Raw genomic sequence first — 18,556 nt, forward strand, 5'->3', positions numbered from 1 at the left:
GAGCGATGGGAGGACCCGCACGCATGATCCACCGACCGTCGCGCGTCGCCGCCGCCATCGCGGCGTGCGCCGCGCTCAGCGCACCCGGCCTCGCCGCCGCGTCGAGCCACCGCGAGGCGCCGGCGATCGCCGGGGATCCGGCCGCCGACAACACCGATCTCTACGCGTGGGTCGAGGGCGCGAACCTCGTGATCCTCGCGAGCTACATCCCGCTCGAGGAGCCCGCCGGCGGGCCGAATTTCCACGGCTTCTCGGACGACGTGCTCTACGAGGTGCACATCGCCCGCGGGCCGTCGAGCCTCGAGGACGCGCTGACCTACCAGTTCCGGTTCTCGACCACGCCGTACCGGGCGGCCGATCCGGCGGGGCTCACGCCGGCGCCGAGCGGCGGCAACGAGTTCTTCGCGCAGCTCGCCGGCGCGGAGCAGACGTACACGATCACGAAGATCGAGGGCGGAGCGTCGAAGATCATCCTGGCCGACGCCCCGGTCGCGCCGCCGAACATCGGGAGGCGGACGAACCAGCTCGCCTACCAGATCACCGGCGCCGGCTACCCTGCCTTCGCGACGTCCTCGAAGTTCCTCAAGCAGATGGCCGGCGGTGAGGGGCGCGCCTGGGCCGGGCCGCGCGACGACGGCTTCTACGCCGACCTGGGCCGCGCGTTCGACCTCGCGGGGCTGTGCCCGCTCCTCGCGGCGCCGAACCCGTCGTGCGCCGGGCGCGACAACCTCGCCGGCTTCAACGTCCACACGCTCGCGCTCGAGATCCCGCTCGCGGTGGTCAACGGCGGGTCGGCGCCGACGCCGGGGCCGAGCGACCGGCAGACGCTCGGCGTCTGGTCCTCCGCGAGCCGCCGCAAGGTGCGGATCCTGCGCGCGAACGGCAAGGAGGACGGCCTGGGTCCGTGGGTGCAGGTGTCGCGGGTCGGCCTGCCGCTCGTCAACACCTGGCTCATCGGCCTGCAGGACAAGGACAAGTACAACCGCGCGTACCCGCGCGACGATCTCGCCAACTTCGGGGCGTACTTCCTGAACCCGATCCTGGTGCGCGACGCGGAGTTCGCCGGCCTTTACCAGGCCGGGCAGCCGCTCGCGGGGTTCGATCCCGAGGCGCTGAAGCAGAACCGGACCGACGTCATCGATCTGATCAACCTGAAGCCTGCGCGCCTCGGGGGGCACAACCTGGAGACGGTCGGCGACGTGCTCCGGATCGATCTGGGCATGCCGTCGGCCTTTCCGAACGGCCGCGCGCTGGTGCCCGGCGCGGATCATGAGCAGACCGACGTCACCGATGCCCTGCTCACGCTCCTCCTGACCGGCGCGCTCGGGACCACGGCGGGCGACGGGGTCGCGGCGAACGACGCGCGGTTCCTGCCGGCGTTCCCGTACCTCGCGACCCCGTGGGAAGGCGCGACGCAGGGGCATTTCCGGCCCTGAGCCGGCCGGCGCGGCGCGCGTCACGGCGCGGCGCGCGTCACGGCGCCACGCACGCGCGCCCGGCGCAGCGGCCGCGGCACTCGGGGTGCGCCTCGGCGTAGCGCGTCTGGCGGGTGACCGCGGCCAGCGCGTCGACGGAGAGGCCGCACGGGCCCGCGGCGCGCGGGGCGCGGCAGATGCCCGCGTCGGTGGGCCCGACGCCGTCGCAGCGCAGCCCGTCCGCGCACTCGAGCGACGACCGGCACCGCGCACCCTCGCCGAGCGCGCCCCGGACGATCCCCTCGCACGCCGAGGGAACCGGAGCGGCGAGCGGAGCGACCCAGTCGCACCCCTCGAGCGAGCGCGCCATCGCCTCGACGCAGCGCCCGACCGCGTCGGTCGACAGGGTCACCGCCTTCGCGCGGAGCGCGAAGCTCAGCGCGCGCGCGCACTCCGTGCCGGCATGGAAGCCCGGACTCTCGCCGCAGCACGCCGCCTTGCGCCGCGCAGGGAGCGCGTGCAGCGCCTCGCACAGCCGCGCCGCGAGCGGATCCGGCGCGCCTTCGGCCTTCGGGTAGACGGGAGAGATCTCGTCGCCGACCGGGATGTCGGCGGGCGGCGTCGGCGAGGAGCCGCTCGGCGAGGAGCCCGCGTCCGGCGAGGACGCCGCGGTCGCGCCCGCGTCCGGCGGGGGCGCTGCGGCCTCCCCAACGTCCGGCGGGGGCGATGCGCTTGCGCCATCATCCGGCGAGCTGCGCTGCGCGCGCGCGCAGGCCGCGCCGAGCTGCAGGATCAGCGCCGCGGCGCCGAGCCGCCGCAGGTGGTCGCGATCCGTCGAGACAGGCAATGCGATCTCCTCCGCGCTGCGCGCTGCTGGCCGATCGAGCGATGCGCTGGAGCGGCGAGCTTGCCGGCGCCGACCGGCGAGGCAAGCTCTTTCGCGATCGGATCGAGGTCGCGACGCCGCGGCAAGAGGCGCGGCTCGCCCCGGGCGGAGCTCCCGCGCGAAAGGAGGTCGACGCTCCGATGCTGCGACGAACGGCTCGCCTCTTCGCCTGCGTTGCCCTGAGCGGGAGCCTCGGTTGCTCCGGGCGATCGCGCGCCGACGCCGTCCCGGCCGCGCCAGCGTTGCCGGCCGCGCCAGCGTTGCCGGCCGCGCCAGCGTTGCCGGCCGCGCCAGCGTTGCCGGCCGCGCCAGCGTTGCCGGCCGCGCCAGCGTTGCCGGCCGCGCCAGCGTTGCCGGCCGCGCCAGCGTTGATCGAGCGCCCTGGCGAGGCGCCGGCGCCCTCGAGCCTCGACGCGGCGCGCAGGCTCGCGCTCGCGGCGCCGGCGGGCGCGAGCGCCGCGGATCGCGAGATCGAGGCGCTGGCGCGGCGGCTCGCGAAGGCGCCGGGCGGCGCGGAGCTCTGGAGCGCGCTCGGCTTCGCGTGGATCAAGAAGGCGCGCGCCTCCGGCGATCCGTCGCTCTACCGCCGCGCTCACGCGTGCGCCGGGCTCGCGCTCGCGCAGGCGGAGGGCGATCGCGCGTCGCTCGACCTGCTCGGCCTCGCGCTGCTCCACGACCGCAGGTTCGTCGAGGCGCGCGACGCCGCCGAGCGGGTCCTCTCGCAGGACGGGGGCGATACGCTCGCGCTCGGGACGCTCAGCGACGCGGAGCTCGGGCTCGGTCGCTTCGAGGCGGCGGTCGCGGCGGCGCAGCGGATGGTCGACCTGCGGCCGGGCTTGCCGTCCTACGCGCGGGCCGCGCACCTCCGCTGGCTCCAGGGCGACGCGGCGACCGCGAAGCGGATCATGCGCCTCGCGATCGACGCGGGCGATCCGCGCGAGCCCGAGGCGCTCGCGTGGGCGCTGACGCAGGCGGCCGCGATGTTCTGGCACGAGGGCGACCACGAGGCCGCGGACCGGGGCTTCGAGCGGGCGCTGGCCGCGCAGGCCGAGTATCCGCCGGCGCTGGCCGGCAGAGCGCGCGTCGCGCTGGGCCGCGGCGCGTGGGGCCGCGCCGTCGAGCTGCTCGAGCGGGCCCACCGGCAGAGCCCGGAGGCGGAGATCGCGTGGCTGCTCCGCGACGCCAGGGCGGCCGCCGGCGACCGCGCCGGCGCGGCGCGGGCCCACGAGAGCGCGGTCGCCGCCGGGCGCCTCTCCGATCGCCGGACCCTCGCGCTGTACTATGCGACCAAGGGCCTGGAGCGCGACGAGGCCGTGCGGATCGCCGCCGCGGAGCGCGCCGCACGCGGCGACATCTACACCGAGGACAGCCTCGCCTGGGCGCTGTACCGCGCCGGCAGGCTGTCCGAGGCGCGCGCCGCGAGCGACAGGGCGCTGGCCCTCGGCACCAGGGACGCGCGCCTGCTCTATCACGCGGGGGCGATCCGGATCGCGCTGGGAGACCTGGACCGAGGCGAGCGGCTCGTGCGGGCTGCGCTCGATCTGAACCCGAGGTTCGATTGGACGGGAGCCGCGGAGGCCGAGCAGCTCCTCGCGCGGCGGACTTCTACCGGCGGCCGAGCCCGCTGACCGCGCGCCCTGCGCGCGTCACGCCGAGTCCGACGTCGTCGCCAGCGACCTCAGGTGTCGTATTTCACCGTCGATGGGATCACCAGCGGAGGTGGAACGATCGCGGGCTGCGACGGCGCTGGAGCGGGCTCATCGGCGGATCCAGCGCCCGGCTGGCTCTTGGGTGGTTGGCCGTGGAGCTCGCGGAGCCGTGCGGGAGCGGGCTCGACCGCGGTCGGGGCCTCTTCCGTGCCCTCGCCCTCCGCGGTCGCGACCGGGGGTACGCTCACGGCGGGCGGAGGTGGGACGAACATCCTCGGCACCCGGATGGAGCGGGCGATCGACGCGACCTCCGGGAAGCTCGTGGCCATCCGCTCGACAAATGCCGCACGGGCCGCATCATCGGGGGCGCTCGCCGACGCCTTCGCGACCCGCAGCGCCGACCAGAGCTCATAGTACCAGGCGGAGAGGGAGGCATGCGCTTCCAGCAGGTCACGAATGGTATCCTCGGAAACGATGATGTTCTTGCCCATGGGCGAGAGGATACATGACCGAGCGGCGCCTCCCACCTGGTTCGAACGGCACAATCCCTGAGGACTCCGCGCCTGGCGACCGCTCCGCGGGCGAGGCGCACGGCGCGAGCCGCGGCGGCGCGGCGGCGGCCGACGGCGCCACGTCGCTCAGGATCATCACCTATAACGTCCGCTACTTCGGGCACGGCACGCGCGGCATCGCCTCGACCAGCGCCGCGATCACCCGGATCGCGACGACGCTGGCGCGGCTCTCCCCGCTGCCCGATCTCGTGTGCCTCCAAGAGGTGGAGACGCAGTCGCTGCGCTCCTCGACGATGAACCCGCGGTGGCATCCGGAGGAGACGCAGCTCGATCGCCTGATGACCGAGCTGCACGCGGCGCTGGCGCACGCAGAGCGGCCCGAGCGCTACGTCGCCTACTACTTCCCCGCGCACACCTACAGGCTCACCTCGCGGACGAACATCTACACGACCGGGCTCGCGGTGATCGCGCGCGACACGTTCCGCATCGGGCACCACAACGCAGAGCGTCCGCACGACATCACCCACCGGCGGCGGGTCAAGAGGCTGAAGCAGACGCGCATCTGCGCGCATGTGTCGTTCGAGCACGAGAGCGGCCAGACGTTCGATGTGTTCAACACCCACCTCAGCCTGCCGAGCGTGTTCTCGAGGGAGTTCTGGACCGGCGAGGCGCGGATGGGGTTCGGGCCGAACCAGCTCGAGGAGGCGCGCGTGCTCGCCGACTTCGTCCGCCGCGAGCGGCGGAGCGACAACTTCGTCGTGGTCGGCGACTTCAACTCGCTGCCGGGCTCGCCGGTCGATCGCTTCCTGCGCGAGGAGATCGGCTTCGTGGACGCGTTCGCCAAGGTCCGCTGCCTCTCCGAGACCGAGGCGCGCGCCTTCCCGACGGCCGGCTTCATGAACCTGCGCATGCACCTCGATCACGTCTACTCGTCCGAGCGCCTCGAGTGGCTCGACTTCGCGGGCACGCATCCGTTCGGGCACAAGGGCGCGTTCGCCGGCCTCTCGGATCACGTCCCGCTGATCGCGCGCTGCCGCCTGCCGGGCACCTCCGGCTGACCGCCGCGCCGCGCAGCCGCCCTGGCGCGCCCGGGCGTCACCCGGGCAGCCAGAGCAGGTCGTCCATGATGGGCTCGAGGCACGCGGAGATCTGCGGGCCGAGATCGCCGCCGCACGCGAGCTTGCCGAAGCAGGCGCGGACCTCCTGCCGGCCACGGCTGTTCATCGCGCCGATCGCCCGCTCGAGCTGCGGGCCGAGCCCCTCCTCGAGGCTCTGCCGGCAGGTGTCGTAGTCGAGGTCTCCGCACCCGGCGATCCGGCCGCAGAGGACGGCCATGAACGGCGCGAGATCCGATCGCGGCAGCGTGGTGGCCGTCATCGCCTCGGAGCCGCAGCGGCTCACCTCCTCCGCGTAGGCGGCGGTGAAGGGATCGCCCTCGAACCGCCTCAGCGCTGCCAGCGAGCACTCCGAGGTGGCGCGGAGCATCCTCGGCGAGGCCATCGTGGTCATCCGGGTGCATTGCTCGAACTTGGGCCAGCCCTTCGATTGCTCGGTGGCGCGCTCGTAGAGTTCCTCGAGGTACACGCACCACGCGCGCTGCGCCTCGCGCTGCTCGCGCTGCTCGCCTTGCGCGCGTTGCTCGACGGTCCCCCGCCGCTCTCCCCGCCCGTCGCGCGCCTCGAGCGCGGGCTGCGCGGGCGACTTGGCGGGAGCCGCGTGCGGCGGTGAGCCGCCGCATCCCGAGGCCAGGGCTGCGGAGATCAGCGAGGCCGCGCCGAGCATGGACGAGGCGGCGCGGGAGCCGCGACCACGGATTGTGCCTTTCACGAGAGCCTCCCTTCGTCGGACAGGCTGCGAAGCAGCTTTCCTGGCCATCGAGGCCATGCGCGTGCAGAACCGGCCCAGCGACGGTGCACGTGCACAGCCCAGGCCACGGCCGCGCCGGTCGAGGCGGCCGCGAGCGAGCGGGGGCGCTCGGGGAGCGAGGGCGGCGGGCCGGAGAGCGCGGCGGCGGAGCGGCGCGGGGGCTCTGCCCGATCAGCGGCCGGGCCGCTGGCCGATGAGCAGCTTGAGCTTGAAGAGGGCGCCGATCTGCCCGCGGTCCATGGCGATGCGCGGGAAGTTCAGGGGATCGAAGGACGAGAGCGTGCAAAGGCCGGAGTTGTTGGTGAAGCCGATCTCGAACCCGGCCTCCCGCACGGCGCGATGGAGCGCGCCGCACAGGCTGTAGCCGACGGGGTACGCGACCGCGTGCACGGCCTCGTTCAAGGCGTCGGAGAGGACGCGGCGGGAGCGGGCGAGATCGCGCGTGGCCTCCTCGGGCGACAGGGTCTGGAGGACCCGGTGGCTGTGCGAGTGCGACTGCACGTCCATGCCCGCCCGCCGCAGCGCCGCGATCTGGTGCCAGTCCATGATCGTCCTGGCCGCGATCGCGCGCTCCTCGCAGAGGTCGATCGATACGCCCGTGGCGCGCTCGATCTCGTCCCACAGGCGGCCGATGTCGACGCCGGACGTGCGCTTGATGGTCTGGCAGACGAGCGTCGCCGCGGCGACCGGGTCGCGCTGCGGCTCGAGCACGAGCGTCGCTGGGTAGGCGAGCTCGACGCGCGCTCGACGGCACCGGTGCATGAGGAGCGCGACGCGGTCCCACCAGAAGAGGCGCCCCTTGCCGGGGTACTCGGTGGCGACGAAGAACGTGGCCGTGACGCCGGCGCGCTGGAGGAGGGGCAAGGCGACGTCGTGGTTGTCGCGGTAGCCGTCATCGAACGCGACCATGACGGGGTTCGGCGGGAGCTTCCGGCCCTTGGCGAAGCGCCGCACGTCGCGGAGCGACACCACCGTGCAGTGCGCCTTGATGACCGCGAGCTGCTCCTCGAACTCGCGCGCGCTCACCTCGGCGACGCCGGGATCCAGCTCGTCCACGTCGGAGAGCTCGGCGATGCGGTGGTAGGTGAACACGGAGAGCACGGGCAGCCGGAGCTTCGCGCGCAGCCACAGGAAGCGATCCAGGAGCCCGAGGGTGTCGAGCGCGCCGGCGGCCAGCGCGCGACGGCCGTGCGGCATCCCCCTGCGAACCCACGTCAGTGGATGTGCGATGACGTACACGAATGTATTCCAGCACACAAACAGCGTCCGTGCTTGCTTTCCGGAGCGGCTCGGAGGGAGCGGTCCTGCGCGCCGGACGTTGGGGCGCCGAGCGGGTGAGAAAGGTTCGCCGGTGGACGATCCCGCTAGACTGGCGGCGATGTTCTCGACGGACGCGCCTCAACCTCGGTCGGCCGAGGATGCGCCTCAACCTGGGTCGGCTGGGGGCGGGCCCCAACCTGGGTCGGCTGGGGGCGGGCCCCAACCTGGGTCGGCTGCGGGCGGGCCCCAACCTGGGTCGGCTGCGGGCGGGCCCCAACCTGGGTCGGCTGCGGGCGGGCCCCAACCTGGGTCGGCTGGGGACGTGACCCAACCTGGGTCGGCTGGGGACGGGCCCCAACCTCGGTCGGCTGACGGCCATCCGTCGAAGCCGCTCTCGCCCCTCGGCACCATCGTCGTTGCCCTCACGACGGCAGCGATCGTGTTTGCGCTGGGCGTCTACGCCGTCGAGACGGGCCTGCCCGGGCTCGCAGAGCGCAGCCGGGACGCTCTCCCGGCGAACATGGCGGCCAGCGATCCCGCCAGCGTCACCACCGCAGCCTCGAACACCGCGGCCGCGCAGCAAGCAGACGCCCCCGTGCAGCTGACCGCCCAGCCCCCGCCGAGCGCGACCGACGCCGCTGCACAGGCCGCCCCCCCGCCGCCGCCCGCCGCGCCTCCACCCCAGCCCAGCCCCGAGGCGCCCCCCGCGCCTCCACCCCAGCCCAGCCCCGAGGCAGCGACGCCACCTCCACAGCCGCCGGCCATCCAGGCCGAAGCGAGCGTTCCGCGGAACCCGCGCCGCGGTTATGGCTTCCTCAAGCTCAACGCCTCCCAGAACGCGACCGTGTACGTCACGGGCGTGGCGGTCGGCCCCAGCAATCAACCCATCGAGGTGCGCTGCGGTCGCTTTTTCGTGCGGCTCGGCGAGCCGACGCGCAACGGTACGCGATGGCTCGCCGAGGGCAGAACGGTCCGCATCAAGTGCGGTGCGCTGACAGAGGCGGCCTTCTGAGCTCGTCCACGCCGCTCTCGGTCGTCGCGAGGACGAGGTAGGTGACCGAAGCAGCCCCCGCGCCGAGGAGCGCGTCCCGGCACGCCGCGAGCGTGGCGCCGGTCGTGGCCACGTCATCCACCAGCGCGACCCGCCGGCCGTGCACGCGCTCCGGAGCGCGGACCCGGAACGCCCCCGCCACGTTCTGCAGGCGCAAGCCGCGCGGGAGCTGCGCCTGCTGCGCCGTGGGACGGACGCGGCAAAGCGCCCGCGGGGCCATCGTCGCAGGAAGTCCGTCGGCGACGTGCGCAGCCAGCAAGGCCGCCTGGTTGTACCCCCGCTCGGCCAGACGGCGCGGATGCAGCGGCACCGGGACCACGAGGTCGGCGCTCACCTCGGCGTCGCGCGCCGCGCCCAGCAGCAACCTGCCGAGCGGGCGCGCGAGGTCCGGCCGATCCCCGTACTTGAAGCGCCGGATCCCCTCCGCGACCGCCCCGCCGAACGGAGCGAACGCGACGAGATCGACGCCCCCCGCCGCGCTGGACCCCCCCGCCCTCCGCAGCGGGCGCTCCGCGTACGGCACGGTGGTCCGCGCACAGTCGGAGCAAAATACCGCGCCAGCTGCGATGGCGGCGTCGCAGGCGGCGCAGGCCGGTGGGCTGAGCGCACGCGCAGCGACGGCGGCCAGAAAGCGGATTGCGGCGACGAGGGCGCGGGAAGGGCTCATGGGCTGCCAGCGCGTTCATCGTCAGGAGCGGGCGCGCGGTTGCGCGATCGGACGAAAGAGGATCTCTTTGCAAACGACGCGCGGTACGATCCCCGCGTCGTGGATCGCGTCCTGAAATTCCGGCGCTCTCGCAGGGGGAGGAGGGGCCGCCGTTGAGCGCGTGGCGATGGACGGATGAACGCGGCGTCCAGCGGCTCGTGAGCACCGCCGAGCTGCGCAGCGCGCTGGCTGCCGGGGTCATCCCGGGCTCGACGCTCGTGTGGCGCCAGGGCATGGAGGCGTGGGCCCCGGCTTCCAAGCAGCCGGAGCTCGCCGACGCCGCGCAGCTCCGGCGCAAGCCGGAGGCGAGCGCCGCTCCGCCCGACAAGCCCGCCGCCGATGCCCGGGCGTCGGCGCGCGACAGCGGCGCGACGCTGGAGCTCGAGCTCGTCGAGGAGCTGGGCCCGGCGCCCGCCCGCCCGGGTCAGCGCCCAGCGCCCCCGGAGAGGTCCGCGAACGAGCGGCGACCCGCGGCGCCCCCGGGCCGGGCCACCGCGCGACCGCAGCCGCCACCGCCGCCGCCGCGGAAGCGCGAGCCCATGGCGACGCTCTCGGGGGTCGAGGCTCCGGCGAGCGCGCCGGCCAGCGGGCAGAGCGCGCCGATCGTCGTGCCTTCGGCGGGCGGAGCGTTCGACGCGGGCGTCGCCCGCGCGATCACGCAGCTGCCCCGCTACGACGGCTCCTCGGCAGGCGACGAGGGAGCGCCCGCGATCCCGCGCGCGCCGAAGCTCCCCTCGGCGTCCGAGGACCCCGAGGACACGTCGGCCGGTCAGTGTCCGGCCGGCGACGCAGGCGGCGCCGGCCGGACGACCGAAGGCGGCGAGCCCGCAGGGCCGAGGCGCGCGGCGGGCTCGGCCGCGCCCAGCAGGCCGGGCGCAACCCCGAAGGCCGCGGGCGGCCCGAGCGCGCGCACGGCGAGGCCGCCCCGGCCGCCGCCCCTGCCTTCGGGCCGCGACGGAGCGCCGGCCGGCGCTGCGCCGCAGGACGACGGGCGCAGCGGCGCAGCCGCCGATGCGGATCAGGGCGCCGGCAAGCCCCTCCCGGAAACGCCGCCGGCGCTGGCGAGCCCCAGCCGGGGCACGAAGCGGCCCACGAAGGGGCGGTCCGTGCCGCCGCCGCCGGTCCCGGTCCGGTTCCCCGCGGTCGCCGCGAAGCGGCCCGTGGGCGCGCGGGCGCTCGATGCGCCGGATCACACCGCGGAAGGCGCGAAGGCCCTCGTCCGCCTCGGAGCGCTCCCAGCGCCGCCGCCGCGCCCGCCCGCGGAGGCTCCCCGCGCGACGCCGGTGGCGGCGCCGCCCTCGCCCTCGCAGCCGGCCGCAGCGCTCGCTTCGCCCCCGGCTGCCCCGATCCCCTCGGCCGAAGCGACGCCCGTCTCGGTCGCCGCCGACGCGGCGGCGATCGCATCCATCGGCTCTCGCCCCGCCGGCCCCGCGGCGTCCGGCGGCGGTCCCCCGCTCCGCGGAGCCGAGAGCACGCCGGCCGACGATGGCCGGCTTCCCTCGGAGATCCCCGCCGTCAGCGAGGCCCCCGAGCCCTCCACCACGGCGGTGCCGCACCGCGAGGTCAAGGAGCACGCCGCCGCGCCCGTGCCCAGCGAGACGAAGCGCTCCCCCCTGGCCGTCGACGCGACGATGGGGCGCCGCGAGTACGCGACGATCCCTTCGGCCGGCGTCGGCTCGGGCGCGCCGCAGGGGCGCCCGGCCATGCGCTCGTGGCCAGGCTTGCTGCCCGGGCTGCGCCCGGCGTCCACCGCGGCTCCGCCGGCGTCGGGCGCGCGCTCCGATCGCGGCTCCACCCCGGGATCGGGCAACGGCCCGCCTGCGCTCGATCCGCGCGCGCTCGCGGCGCGGCGCGCTCAGCCGCCCCTCGCGGGCGGGCCCGCGAGGGGCGACGGCCGGCTCTCCACGGCGGTGCCCGTGCCGATCTCGTCGCTCATCGGCATCTGCGGGGCGGCGGTGCTCATGAGCGTCGCCGCCTTCTTCGCGGGCCGCCACTCCGTCGCAGCCACGCGGCAGCCGCTGATCGCGACGGCGCGCCCCGCGCTCGGCGCCGCGCAAAACGCCGCTCGCTCCGCGATCCCCGCGCCGCTGAAGCCCTGCTGGGTGGCGCGCCAGCCGCAGCCATGGGCGCCGCTCGTCGCGAAGAGCATCCCCTTCGAGGTCACGGCGACCAGGGGCGGCAAGCTCCTGGTGGGCTACGCCAAGAGCGCCATGGAGGCCGCCGGCATCGAGATCGATCCCGCGACCGGAGAGCGCAGCGAGAAGTTCTCGAACCGAGAGGCCGCCGACATCGTGAGCATCTCGCCGGTCGAAGACACCTTCACCGTCCTCACGTCGGCGCAGCAGGCCATCCGCTCCCCGGTCAGCGTCCCGGGGCCCCGGCCGTTCGTCATCGGCCTGGCCGACGGCGCCGTGGTCGCGGCCGACGACCCCGGCGCCGCGCCCTCGCGGCTCTGGCCGGTGCAAGGCGACGAGCCGCTCGAGTCGCCGCGCGCCCTCGCGGCCGGGTCCCGCGGGTACGCCGTCGCGTTCCGCCGCGAGAAGGCCGTGTGGGCCGGCTGGCTCGACGCCGAGCGCAGGCCCGCCGGCGAGCTCACCCGCGTGACGGGCTCCGGGGGCGCGCTCGGCAAGCCTTCGCTCGGCTGGAACGAGCGCGCCCTCGCCGTCGTCTTCGCCGACCGGCCGGCGGACGGGCGATGGGAGATCCGCGCCGGGCAAGCCGCGCCGGGCGACATCCCCACGTCGACCCAGGTGATCCCGCTCCCCTCCGGCGGCCCCGGCGGCGACGCGTTCGCGCCGGACATCGCGGGGCTCAGCGACGGACGCTGGCTCCTCGTGTGGACCGAGGGCCCTCCGGGGAGCCGCGCCATGCGCGCGCAGACCCTGGCCCCCAACTTCTCCCCGATCGGCGATCCGATCGCGCTCTCGCCCCCGGCCGGGAACTTCGGGCAGGGCGTGCTCGGCGTGGCGCCGCGATCGGGCTACGTGGGCGTCGTGTTCCTCTCGAAGCCCGCCGCGAGCTACGAGCTCTGGGGGGTCATCCTCCAATGCGGATGACGAGGGCCCCGGGCGGCGCGAGCCGCCTCCGGGCGGCGGCGCTCGCGCTGCTGCTCGCCGCGGCGCACGCGCCGCTGCTCGCCGCGTGCGCCGCGCAGGCCTCGCAGCTCGAGCAGGGCCGGGCCCTGCGCACGGGCAAGCAGCCCTACGACGCGTTCTTCGAGGCCGCGCGGGCGCTCCGCGAGGAGTCGCTGAAGGCAGAGGCGCTCGCGGACGCGCCGCGGGCCGAGCTCGCGCGCGCGGCCGGGCTCGATCCGAGGTCGGCCGCCGACGCGGCGCTCGACGCGGCGCGCGCGCGCGCGGCGGAGCTCCGCGCGTCGGGCGTCTCGCTCCACGTCGAGCTCGCGCCGGAAGCGCGGCTCGTCAGCGCCCGAGGCGGGCGATCGCTCGACGCGGACGACAGGGACGCCGTCGAGGCGCTCGAGGCGTCCTTGAAGAGCTCCCTCGCGGCGGCGAAGCAGCTCGGCGAGCTGTCGAAGCGCGCGGCGGAGCTCGAGAAGCAGCGGGCGTCGCTGGCGGCCGCGTGGGCCGAGACCATGGCGGGCGACCCGCAGCGCCGCGAGGCGAAGCGCGAGCTCGAGGCGGCCGAGCGCGTGCTCGCCGAGGCGGGGGCGGACGCCGAGCGGCACGCCGGCAGGGCGTCGAAGCTCGCGCTCGATCTCGTGCTCGCCGTCGACGCGGGCGTCGCGCCGGCGCGGCGAGGCGCGTCGACGAGGCGCCCCACGTCGAGGCAGCCTGCCGGAAGCGCCAAGGCGCCGCCGCAGCGCGGGAGCGGCGCAGCAGCCGCGCCGAGGCCGCCGAAGCCGCCGCCGCCTCCGAACGGCGAGGACGATTTCGATCCCTGACGCCGCCGGCGCGGCGGCTCGCCTTGTCCGCCGGCAACGCCGCCGGACAGGAGCGGCACTGCGTCCCATTCGGCAGCTTCCCCACTTGTCCGACGAGCGCCGGGACGCCTATCCTCCGCGAGCGATCCAGGAGCGCGGCCCGCGAGAACGCCGCGCGCCCGGCCGCGCATCCGCCGTTCGACGACCCCGCGCTCCGGCCCTCCTCGCTGATGATCCGATCCCTGCCGTTCGCCTCCATCGCTCTGGGATCGGCGCTCCTCGCGCTCGCGCCCCGGACCGCGGCGGCCCAGGCGCCGCCGCAGTCGGAGGGCGTGCACCTCGGCGGGTTCGTCTTCCGCCCGTCGGCGGAGCTCCGGATCCGGGGCGAGTTTCGCCGGTACCCCGTGGACACGGGCGGCGACGTCTACAGCTCGAACGCGGTGCTCGCCGAGGGCTTCGGGGGCGCGCTGCCGCCGCTCCTCGACACGGGCAACGTCGTCAAGACCCAGTGGTTCTTCGCCCAGCGCGCGCGCCTCGGCCTGGCCGTCGATCGCGGGCCCGTCACGGGCGTCCTCACGCTGCAGGACGCGCGGCTCTGGGGGAGCGACGACGCGATCTTCGTCGGAGCGGGCGAGCCGTCCCTCCCGGAGACGGCGCCCTACGAGGCCTACGTCGATCTGCACACGCGCTCGGGGCGCCGCGCCTTCGTCCGGCTGGGCCGGCAGCGGATCGAGTGGGGGGACGGCCGCCTGATCGGGGCGGACGACGAGACGCTCACCGCGCGCTCGCTCGACGGGGTGCGCGCGGGGGTGCAGCTCGGCAACGTCGACCTCGAGGCGATGGCCGTGCTCCTCGCGGCGCCGGGCGGCGCGCCGCCCGAGGTGACGGGGACGCGCAAGCCCATCTCCGCCGGCACCGGGACGCAGCTCTACGGCCTGAACGCGCTCTGGCGCGTCGCCCCCCTGCTCCACCTCGAGGCCACGGCGCTCGCGCGCATCGCCCGCGAGCCGCGGCCGATGTGGCTCACGCCCGGAGACACCGTGGTCCTCGACGCGCGCATCTCCGGCGACCGCCGCGGTTTCCGCTATGCGATCGAGGGGGCCTACGAGCTCGGTCGGGTCGCCACCTTCGCGGCCGATCGCCCGCTCGGCGCGTTCGCGGCCGCCGCGCGGGCGGCGCTCGAGACGTCCCTCCCCGCCCGCCTCACCTTCAGCGCCCGCGGCGCCTACGCGACGGGCGACGACGGCGCGCTCGAGGAGGGCGAGACGCAGCGCCGCTTCGATCCGATCCTGCCCGACGCGCAGGACAACCACGGCCCGATGGGGCTCTACGGGTGGTCCAACGTGATCGAGGCGGGCGGAGGCGTCCGCGCCTCCCCCCTCGACGCGATGACCGTCGCCGCCGGATACACGTTCGTCGGCCTCGCCTCGCCCGGGGGCAGGTGGGTCACCGCGCGGCTCCTTCCGGTGGGCGCGGTCAGCGCCAACGAGAGCCGGACCCTCGGCCACGAGATCGACGTCTCGCTCGCCTTCCAGCCGTGGGAGCCGCTGCGCTTCGCGCTCGGCTACGGCCTGTTCATCTTCGGCGACGGCGCCCAGGCGATCTTCAGCAAGGCGAACCGCGCGCACGACGGCGGCCGCCCGGCAGATCTGCAGCAGTGGGCGTTCTTGCAGACGACCCTGACCGCTCCCTGAGGCGGGCCGGCGTCGAGCATCGCTGTCCGCGTCGCGCGCCGCGTGCGCCGCTGTCCGCGCCGCGTGCGTCCCTGTCCTGAGGGGAGGGAGTGAGAGGCGTCTCGGGGGCCGCGCCGTGCCGTGGGGCGCGCGGCGGTGCGGGGGCTCGTCCGGGCTCGCCGGGCGCGGCCCCCGCGCTTCGCGATCAGGTGCTCGGGGCGGGCTTCGGCGTGCCGAAGATGCTGGCCGCGCGGCGCTTCTCCTTCGCGGCGCGATCGCGATCGCTGTAGCTCGGGATCACGACGCGCTGGCGCTGCGGCAGCTCGCGGCCCGAGACGATGGCGTCGACCTCCTCCGCGTCCAGCGTCTCGCGCTCGAGGAGCGCGTTGGCGAGCCGCTCGAGGATCTCGCGGTTGTCGGTGAGGAGCCGCCGCGCCTCGGCGTGGGCGTCGAGGATGAACCGCCGCACCTCGTCGTCGATCTGGTTGGCGATCGTCTCCGAGTAGTCGCGGCGCCGGCTCGTGAAGTCGCGCCCGAGGAACACGCTCTCCTCGTCCGCGCCGTACGAGATCGGCCCGATGACGTCGCTCATGCCGAACTCGGTCACCATCCGCCGCGCGAGGTTCGACGCCTGCTTGATGTCGTTGCCCGCGCCGGTCGTGAACTGGCCGAACATGATCTCCTCCGCGACGCGACCGCCCATCAGCACCGAGAGCCGCGCCTTGGCGAAGTCGCGCGACATGCTGAGCCGGTCCTCCTTCGGCAGCTGCTGCGTGAGGCCGAGCGCCGGGCCGCGCGGGATGATCGTCACCTTGTGGACCGGATCCGAGAACTTCTCCAGGAGCTTCGCGACCAGCGCGTGCCCGGCCTCGTGGTAGGCCGTGGTCCGCTTCTCCTCGTCGCTGATGACCATGCTGCGGCGCTCGGCGCCCATCAGCACCTTGTCCTTGGCCATCTCGAAGTCGATCATCGTGACGACGTCCTTGTCCTGACGCGCCGCGAGGAGGGCCGCCTCGTTGACCAGGTTCTCGATGTCGGCGCCGACGAAGCCGGGCGTGCCGCGCGCCAGGATCTCCATGTCGACGTCCGGCCCGAGCGGGACCTTCTTCGTGTGGACCCGGAGGATGCCCTCACGGCCGCGCACGTCGGGGCGGTTCACCACGATGCGCCGATCGAAGCGGCCAGGCCGCAGGATCGCCGGGTCGAGGACGTCGGGGCGGTTCGTCGCGGCGACGATGATCACGCCCTCGTTCGACTCGAAGCCGTCCATCTCGACGAGGAGCTGGTTCAGCGTCTGCTCGCGCTCGTCGTGCCCGCCGCCGAGGCCCGCGCCGCGGTGGCGACCGACCGCGTCGATCTCGTCGATGAAGATGATGCACGGCGCGTGCTTCTTGCCCTGCTCGAACAGGTCGCGCACCCGGCTCGCGCCGACGCCGACGAACATCTCGACGAAGTCAGAGCCGGAGATCGAGAAGAACGGCACCCCGGCCTCGCCGGCGATCGCGCGCGCGAGGAGCGTCTTGCCCGTCCCGGGGGGGCCCATCATGAGGACGCCCTTCGGGATCCGGCCGCCGAGCTTCTGGAACTTCTTCGGATCCTTGAGGAACGCGATGATCTCCTCGAGCTCGTCCTTCGCCTCGTCGATGCCCGCGACGTCGGCGAACGTCACCTTGTTCTGCGCCTCGCTGAGCAGCCGGGCGCGCGACTTGCCGAAGCTCATCGCCTTGCCGCCGCCGGCCTGGAGCTGGCGCATGAACAGGTAGAACATCACGAGCAGGAAGACCGTCGGCAGGAGGTACATGATCGCCCCCGGCCAGAACGGCGACGTGTCCTCCTTCTCGAAGTAGACGGCGACCTTGTTGTCGACGATCGTCTTCGTGATCTCGTCGGCGTTGTCGGGCCCGATCGTGACCTTCTTCGTCTTCGCCCCGGTCTTGGGGTCCTTGACCCAGAAGGTGTACTCGCGGTCCTTGATCGTGACCGACTCGACGTGCGGATCCTTGTCCTTGGCCTCGACCTGGACCTGGGCCATGAACTCGCTGAACGCGACTTGCGTGGCGGGCCGGGAATCCGGGCTCAAGAACTGCCAGATCGCCAAGAACATCATGATCAGCAGAACCCAGAGCAGCAGCGTCTTGTGCGATTGCTTCACGAGGACCCTCTAAGCTCGCGCGGCGAGCCGGCGTGTACCGAAATTGTACGCGTGTTCCAGTCAGCATGCCACCCGTCAGCTCGGTCGTCGACCGCGGGTTTTCCCCGCGGCGGCACGGCGAAACAGGGGACTCGACAGGGGTCGCGGGTGGGGTGCATGCGGTCAGGCCCCGCGACGCTCGGGTCTCTCCTCGATAAGCACGCTGGACTCCTCTGGAAAGCCCAGGGCGATCTCTCCGCCGCCGCGGACCAGGACGCGCAGCGGCCGCCCGAGCTTGCGAGCCCGCTCGATCGCGAGGCGCTGCGCCCGACCGAGCGGCATCGAGAGGGGCGCGCCGCCGTCGAGGACGGCCGGATCGCCGCCGGCGCGCCGATCTCGGCCGGCGACGAGCATGTCCGAGAGCGCACAGAGGTGCTCGACGATCGCCGGCGACAGGTCCTCGAGCAGCGGGAGGAGCTCGCGGCGGACGCGAACGCGGGTGAAGCGGGGGTCCCCATTGCTGGGATCCTCCGCGAAAGCCAGCCGATGTCGGCTGAGGTGGGCCAGCACGTCGGCGCGGCGGGCCAGGAGCAACGGGCGGATGAGCTCGACGCCGGCGGCCGCCGAGCCCGGCGTCGCGGCGCCCGGCGCCGCGCCGCCGGCGTCGGTCCAGAGCGGCGCGCGCGGCGGCAGCACGGCCAGCCCTCGCGGCCCAGCGCCCCGCAGCAGGCGCAGCAGCACCGTCTCGGCCCGGTCGTCCGCGGTGTGGCCGGTCGCGATCGCGCGGGCGCCGTGCGCCGCCGAGGCCGCCGCGAGCGCGGCGAACCGGGCGGCGCGCGCTCTGGCCTGGAGGTTCGCGCCGGGCGCCACGTCCACACGGGTGCTGGAATAGGGGACGCCGAGCCGCTCGGCCAGGTCGCGCGCGATCGCGAGCTCGGCCGCGGCCGCCGGACGCAGGCCGTGATCGACGCCGTGCGCGACGACCTCGTGGCCGATCCGCCGCCGGAGCATGGCGAGCACGTGCAGCAGCGCCGTCGAGTCGGGGCCTCCGGAGCAGGCGCAGAGGACCACGTCGCCGCGCGCGAGCAGCCGCTCGTCCCGGATCAGCCGCTCGGCCAGGCGGATCAGCGACGGGGGGTGCGACCGGCCCCGCCTGGGCGGCGGGGGAGGCCCGGGGGACGGGCTCATCGCAGCTCGAACGCCTTGCAGAAGACGATCTCGTCGCGATCCTCGTCGAGCGACGGGCTCAGGTGCGGCGCGACCGGATAGCCCAGCGAGCAGCGCGGCGCGCCGCCGGGAGGCGCGCCGCCGGCCTCGTCGCGCTCGGCCTCCGCCGGATCGAACGACGCGCAGTCGGGGCAGGCGAACACGAGGCGGTAGCGCCGCGCTTCCTCGCGGAGCCGCTCGTCGAGGGGGTGGATCATCCCGGCCAGCGTAGCGCAAGCCGCTGGGCGGAGGCGCGCGGCGACCTCGCGCGCCGCGCGCGATCTCGGCCCGAGCTCGCCGGGGCTGCGCGCGACGCGGCGC

Annotated in this window: 15 protein-coding genes; 7 read left to right on the plus strand and 8 right to left on the minus strand. The window is 74.8% G+C overall.

Going from position 1 to position 18,556, the window contains the following annotated elements; translation table 11 throughout:
* The first annotated feature begins 23 nt into the window (after positions 1 to 23).
* A complete protein-coding gene (locus WME83_RS42265) occupies positions 24 to 1,436 on the plus strand; it encodes a DUF4331 domain-containing protein (protein WP_437315373.1) in 1,413 nt (470 codons plus the stop codon).
* A gap of 37 nt (positions 1,437 to 1,473) precedes the next feature.
* On the opposite strand, the gene WME83_RS42270 is transcribed toward WME83_RS42265, so the two are convergent.
* Positions 1,474 to 2,262 (minus strand): hypothetical protein, encoded by a 789-nt coding sequence (locus WME83_RS42270; protein ID WP_437315374.1) that lies wholly within the window; start codon positions 2,260 to 2,262, stop codon positions 1,474 to 1,476.
* Between the two features lie 407 nt (positions 2,263 to 2,669).
* Between WME83_RS42270 and WME83_RS42275 the strand changes: the two genes are divergently transcribed.
* Positions 2,670 to 3,929: a hypothetical protein gene (locus WME83_RS42275; protein ID WP_437315375.1), complete on the plus strand. Its 1,260-nt coding sequence runs from the start codon at positions 2,670 to 2,672 to the stop codon at positions 3,927 to 3,929.
* 50 nt (positions 3,930 to 3,979) lie between these two features.
* Here WME83_RS42275 and WME83_RS42280 read toward each other — a convergent pair whose 3' ends face one another.
* Positions 3,980 to 4,441: a hypothetical protein gene (locus WME83_RS42280; RefSeq protein WP_437315376.1), complete on the minus strand. Its 462-nt coding sequence runs from the start codon at positions 4,439 to 4,441 to the stop codon at positions 3,980 to 3,982.
* Between the two features lie 14 nt (positions 4,442 to 4,455).
* On the opposite strand from WME83_RS42280, the gene WME83_RS42285 reads away from it, so the two are divergent.
* The gene (locus WME83_RS42285) at positions 4,456 to 5,520 is read left to right on the plus strand and encodes an endonuclease/exonuclease/phosphatase family protein (RefSeq protein ID WP_437315377.1); all 1,065 of its coding nucleotides are present in this window, start codon (positions 4,456 to 4,458) and stop codon (positions 5,518 to 5,520) included.
* A 37-nt stretch (positions 5,521 to 5,557) separates the two neighbouring features.
* Here the strand turns inward: WME83_RS42285 and WME83_RS42290 are convergent, their stop codons facing one another.
* Positions 5,558 to 6,289 (minus strand): hypothetical protein, encoded by a 732-nt coding sequence (locus WME83_RS42290; RefSeq protein ID WP_437315378.1) that lies wholly within the window; start codon positions 6,287 to 6,289, stop codon positions 5,558 to 5,560.
* Positions 6,290 to 6,499: 210 nt separating this feature from the next.
* A complete protein-coding gene (locus WME83_RS42295) occupies positions 6,500 to 7,525 on the minus strand; it encodes a polysaccharide deacetylase family protein (RefSeq protein WP_437315379.1) in 1,026 nt (341 codons plus the stop codon).
* Positions 7,526 to 8,027: 502 nt separating this feature from the next.
* Here WME83_RS42295 and WME83_RS42300 point away from each other — a divergent pair.
* Entirely contained in the window at positions 8,028 to 8,600 is a 573-nt protein-coding gene (locus WME83_RS42300) for a hypothetical protein (protein ID WP_437315380.1), read from the plus strand.
* Here the strand turns inward: WME83_RS42300 and WME83_RS42305 are convergent.
* Positions 8,566 to 9,162, minus strand: a complete 597-nt coding sequence (locus tag WME83_RS42305; RefSeq protein WP_437315381.1) for a ComF family protein — start codon at positions 9,160 to 9,162, stop codon at positions 8,566 to 8,568. The two genes, WME83_RS42300 and WME83_RS42305, sit on opposite strands and share 35 nt — an antisense overlap.
* Before the next feature lie 296 nt (positions 9,163 to 9,458).
* Between WME83_RS42305 and WME83_RS42310 the strand changes: the two genes are divergently transcribed.
* From WME83_RS42310 to WME83_RS42320, 3 genes are all read left to right on the plus strand, one after another.
* Positions 9,459 to 12,401, plus strand: a complete 2,943-nt coding sequence (locus tag WME83_RS42310; RefSeq protein WP_437315382.1) for a GYF domain-containing protein — start codon at positions 9,459 to 9,461, stop codon at positions 12,399 to 12,401.
* Entirely contained in the window at positions 12,398 to 13,246 is an 849-nt protein-coding gene (locus WME83_RS42315; RefSeq protein ID WP_437315383.1) for a hypothetical protein, read from the plus strand. Before WME83_RS42310 ends, WME83_RS42315 begins: the two co-directional genes overlap by 4 nt.
* A gap of 209 nt (positions 13,247 to 13,455) precedes the next feature.
* Positions 13,456 to 14,919 (plus strand): alginate export family protein, encoded by a 1,464-nt coding sequence (locus tag WME83_RS42320; RefSeq protein ID WP_437315384.1) that lies wholly within the window; start codon positions 13,456 to 13,458, stop codon positions 14,917 to 14,919.
* A gap of 184 nt (positions 14,920 to 15,103) precedes the next feature.
* On the opposite strand, the gene ftsH is transcribed toward WME83_RS42320, so the two are convergent.
* From ftsH to WME83_RS42335, 3 genes are all read right to left on the minus strand, one after another.
* Positions 15,104 to 17,050 (minus strand): ATP-dependent zinc metalloprotease FtsH, encoded by a 1,947-nt coding sequence (gene ftsH / locus WME83_RS42325; RefSeq protein WP_437315385.1) that lies wholly within the window; start codon positions 17,048 to 17,050, stop codon positions 15,104 to 15,106.
* A gap of 162 nt (positions 17,051 to 17,212) precedes the next feature.
* A complete protein-coding gene (gene tilS, locus WME83_RS42330; RefSeq protein WP_437315386.1) occupies positions 17,213 to 18,217 on the minus strand; it encodes a tRNA lysidine(34) synthetase TilS in 1,005 nt (334 codons plus the stop codon).
* Positions 18,214 to 18,453, minus strand: coding sequence for a hypothetical protein (locus WME83_RS42335; protein ID WP_437315387.1), 240 nt, complete (start codon positions 18,451 to 18,453; stop codon positions 18,214 to 18,216). The genes tilS and WME83_RS42335 overlap by 4 nt, the downstream gene beginning before the upstream one ends.
* Positions 18,454 to 18,556: the final 103 nt, after the last annotated feature.

It is taken from the genome of Sorangium sp. So ce385 (assembly GCF_051474135.1).
Classification (GTDB): Bacteria; Myxococcota_A; Polyangia; order Polyangiales; family Polyangiaceae; genus Sorangium; species Sorangium cellulosum_D.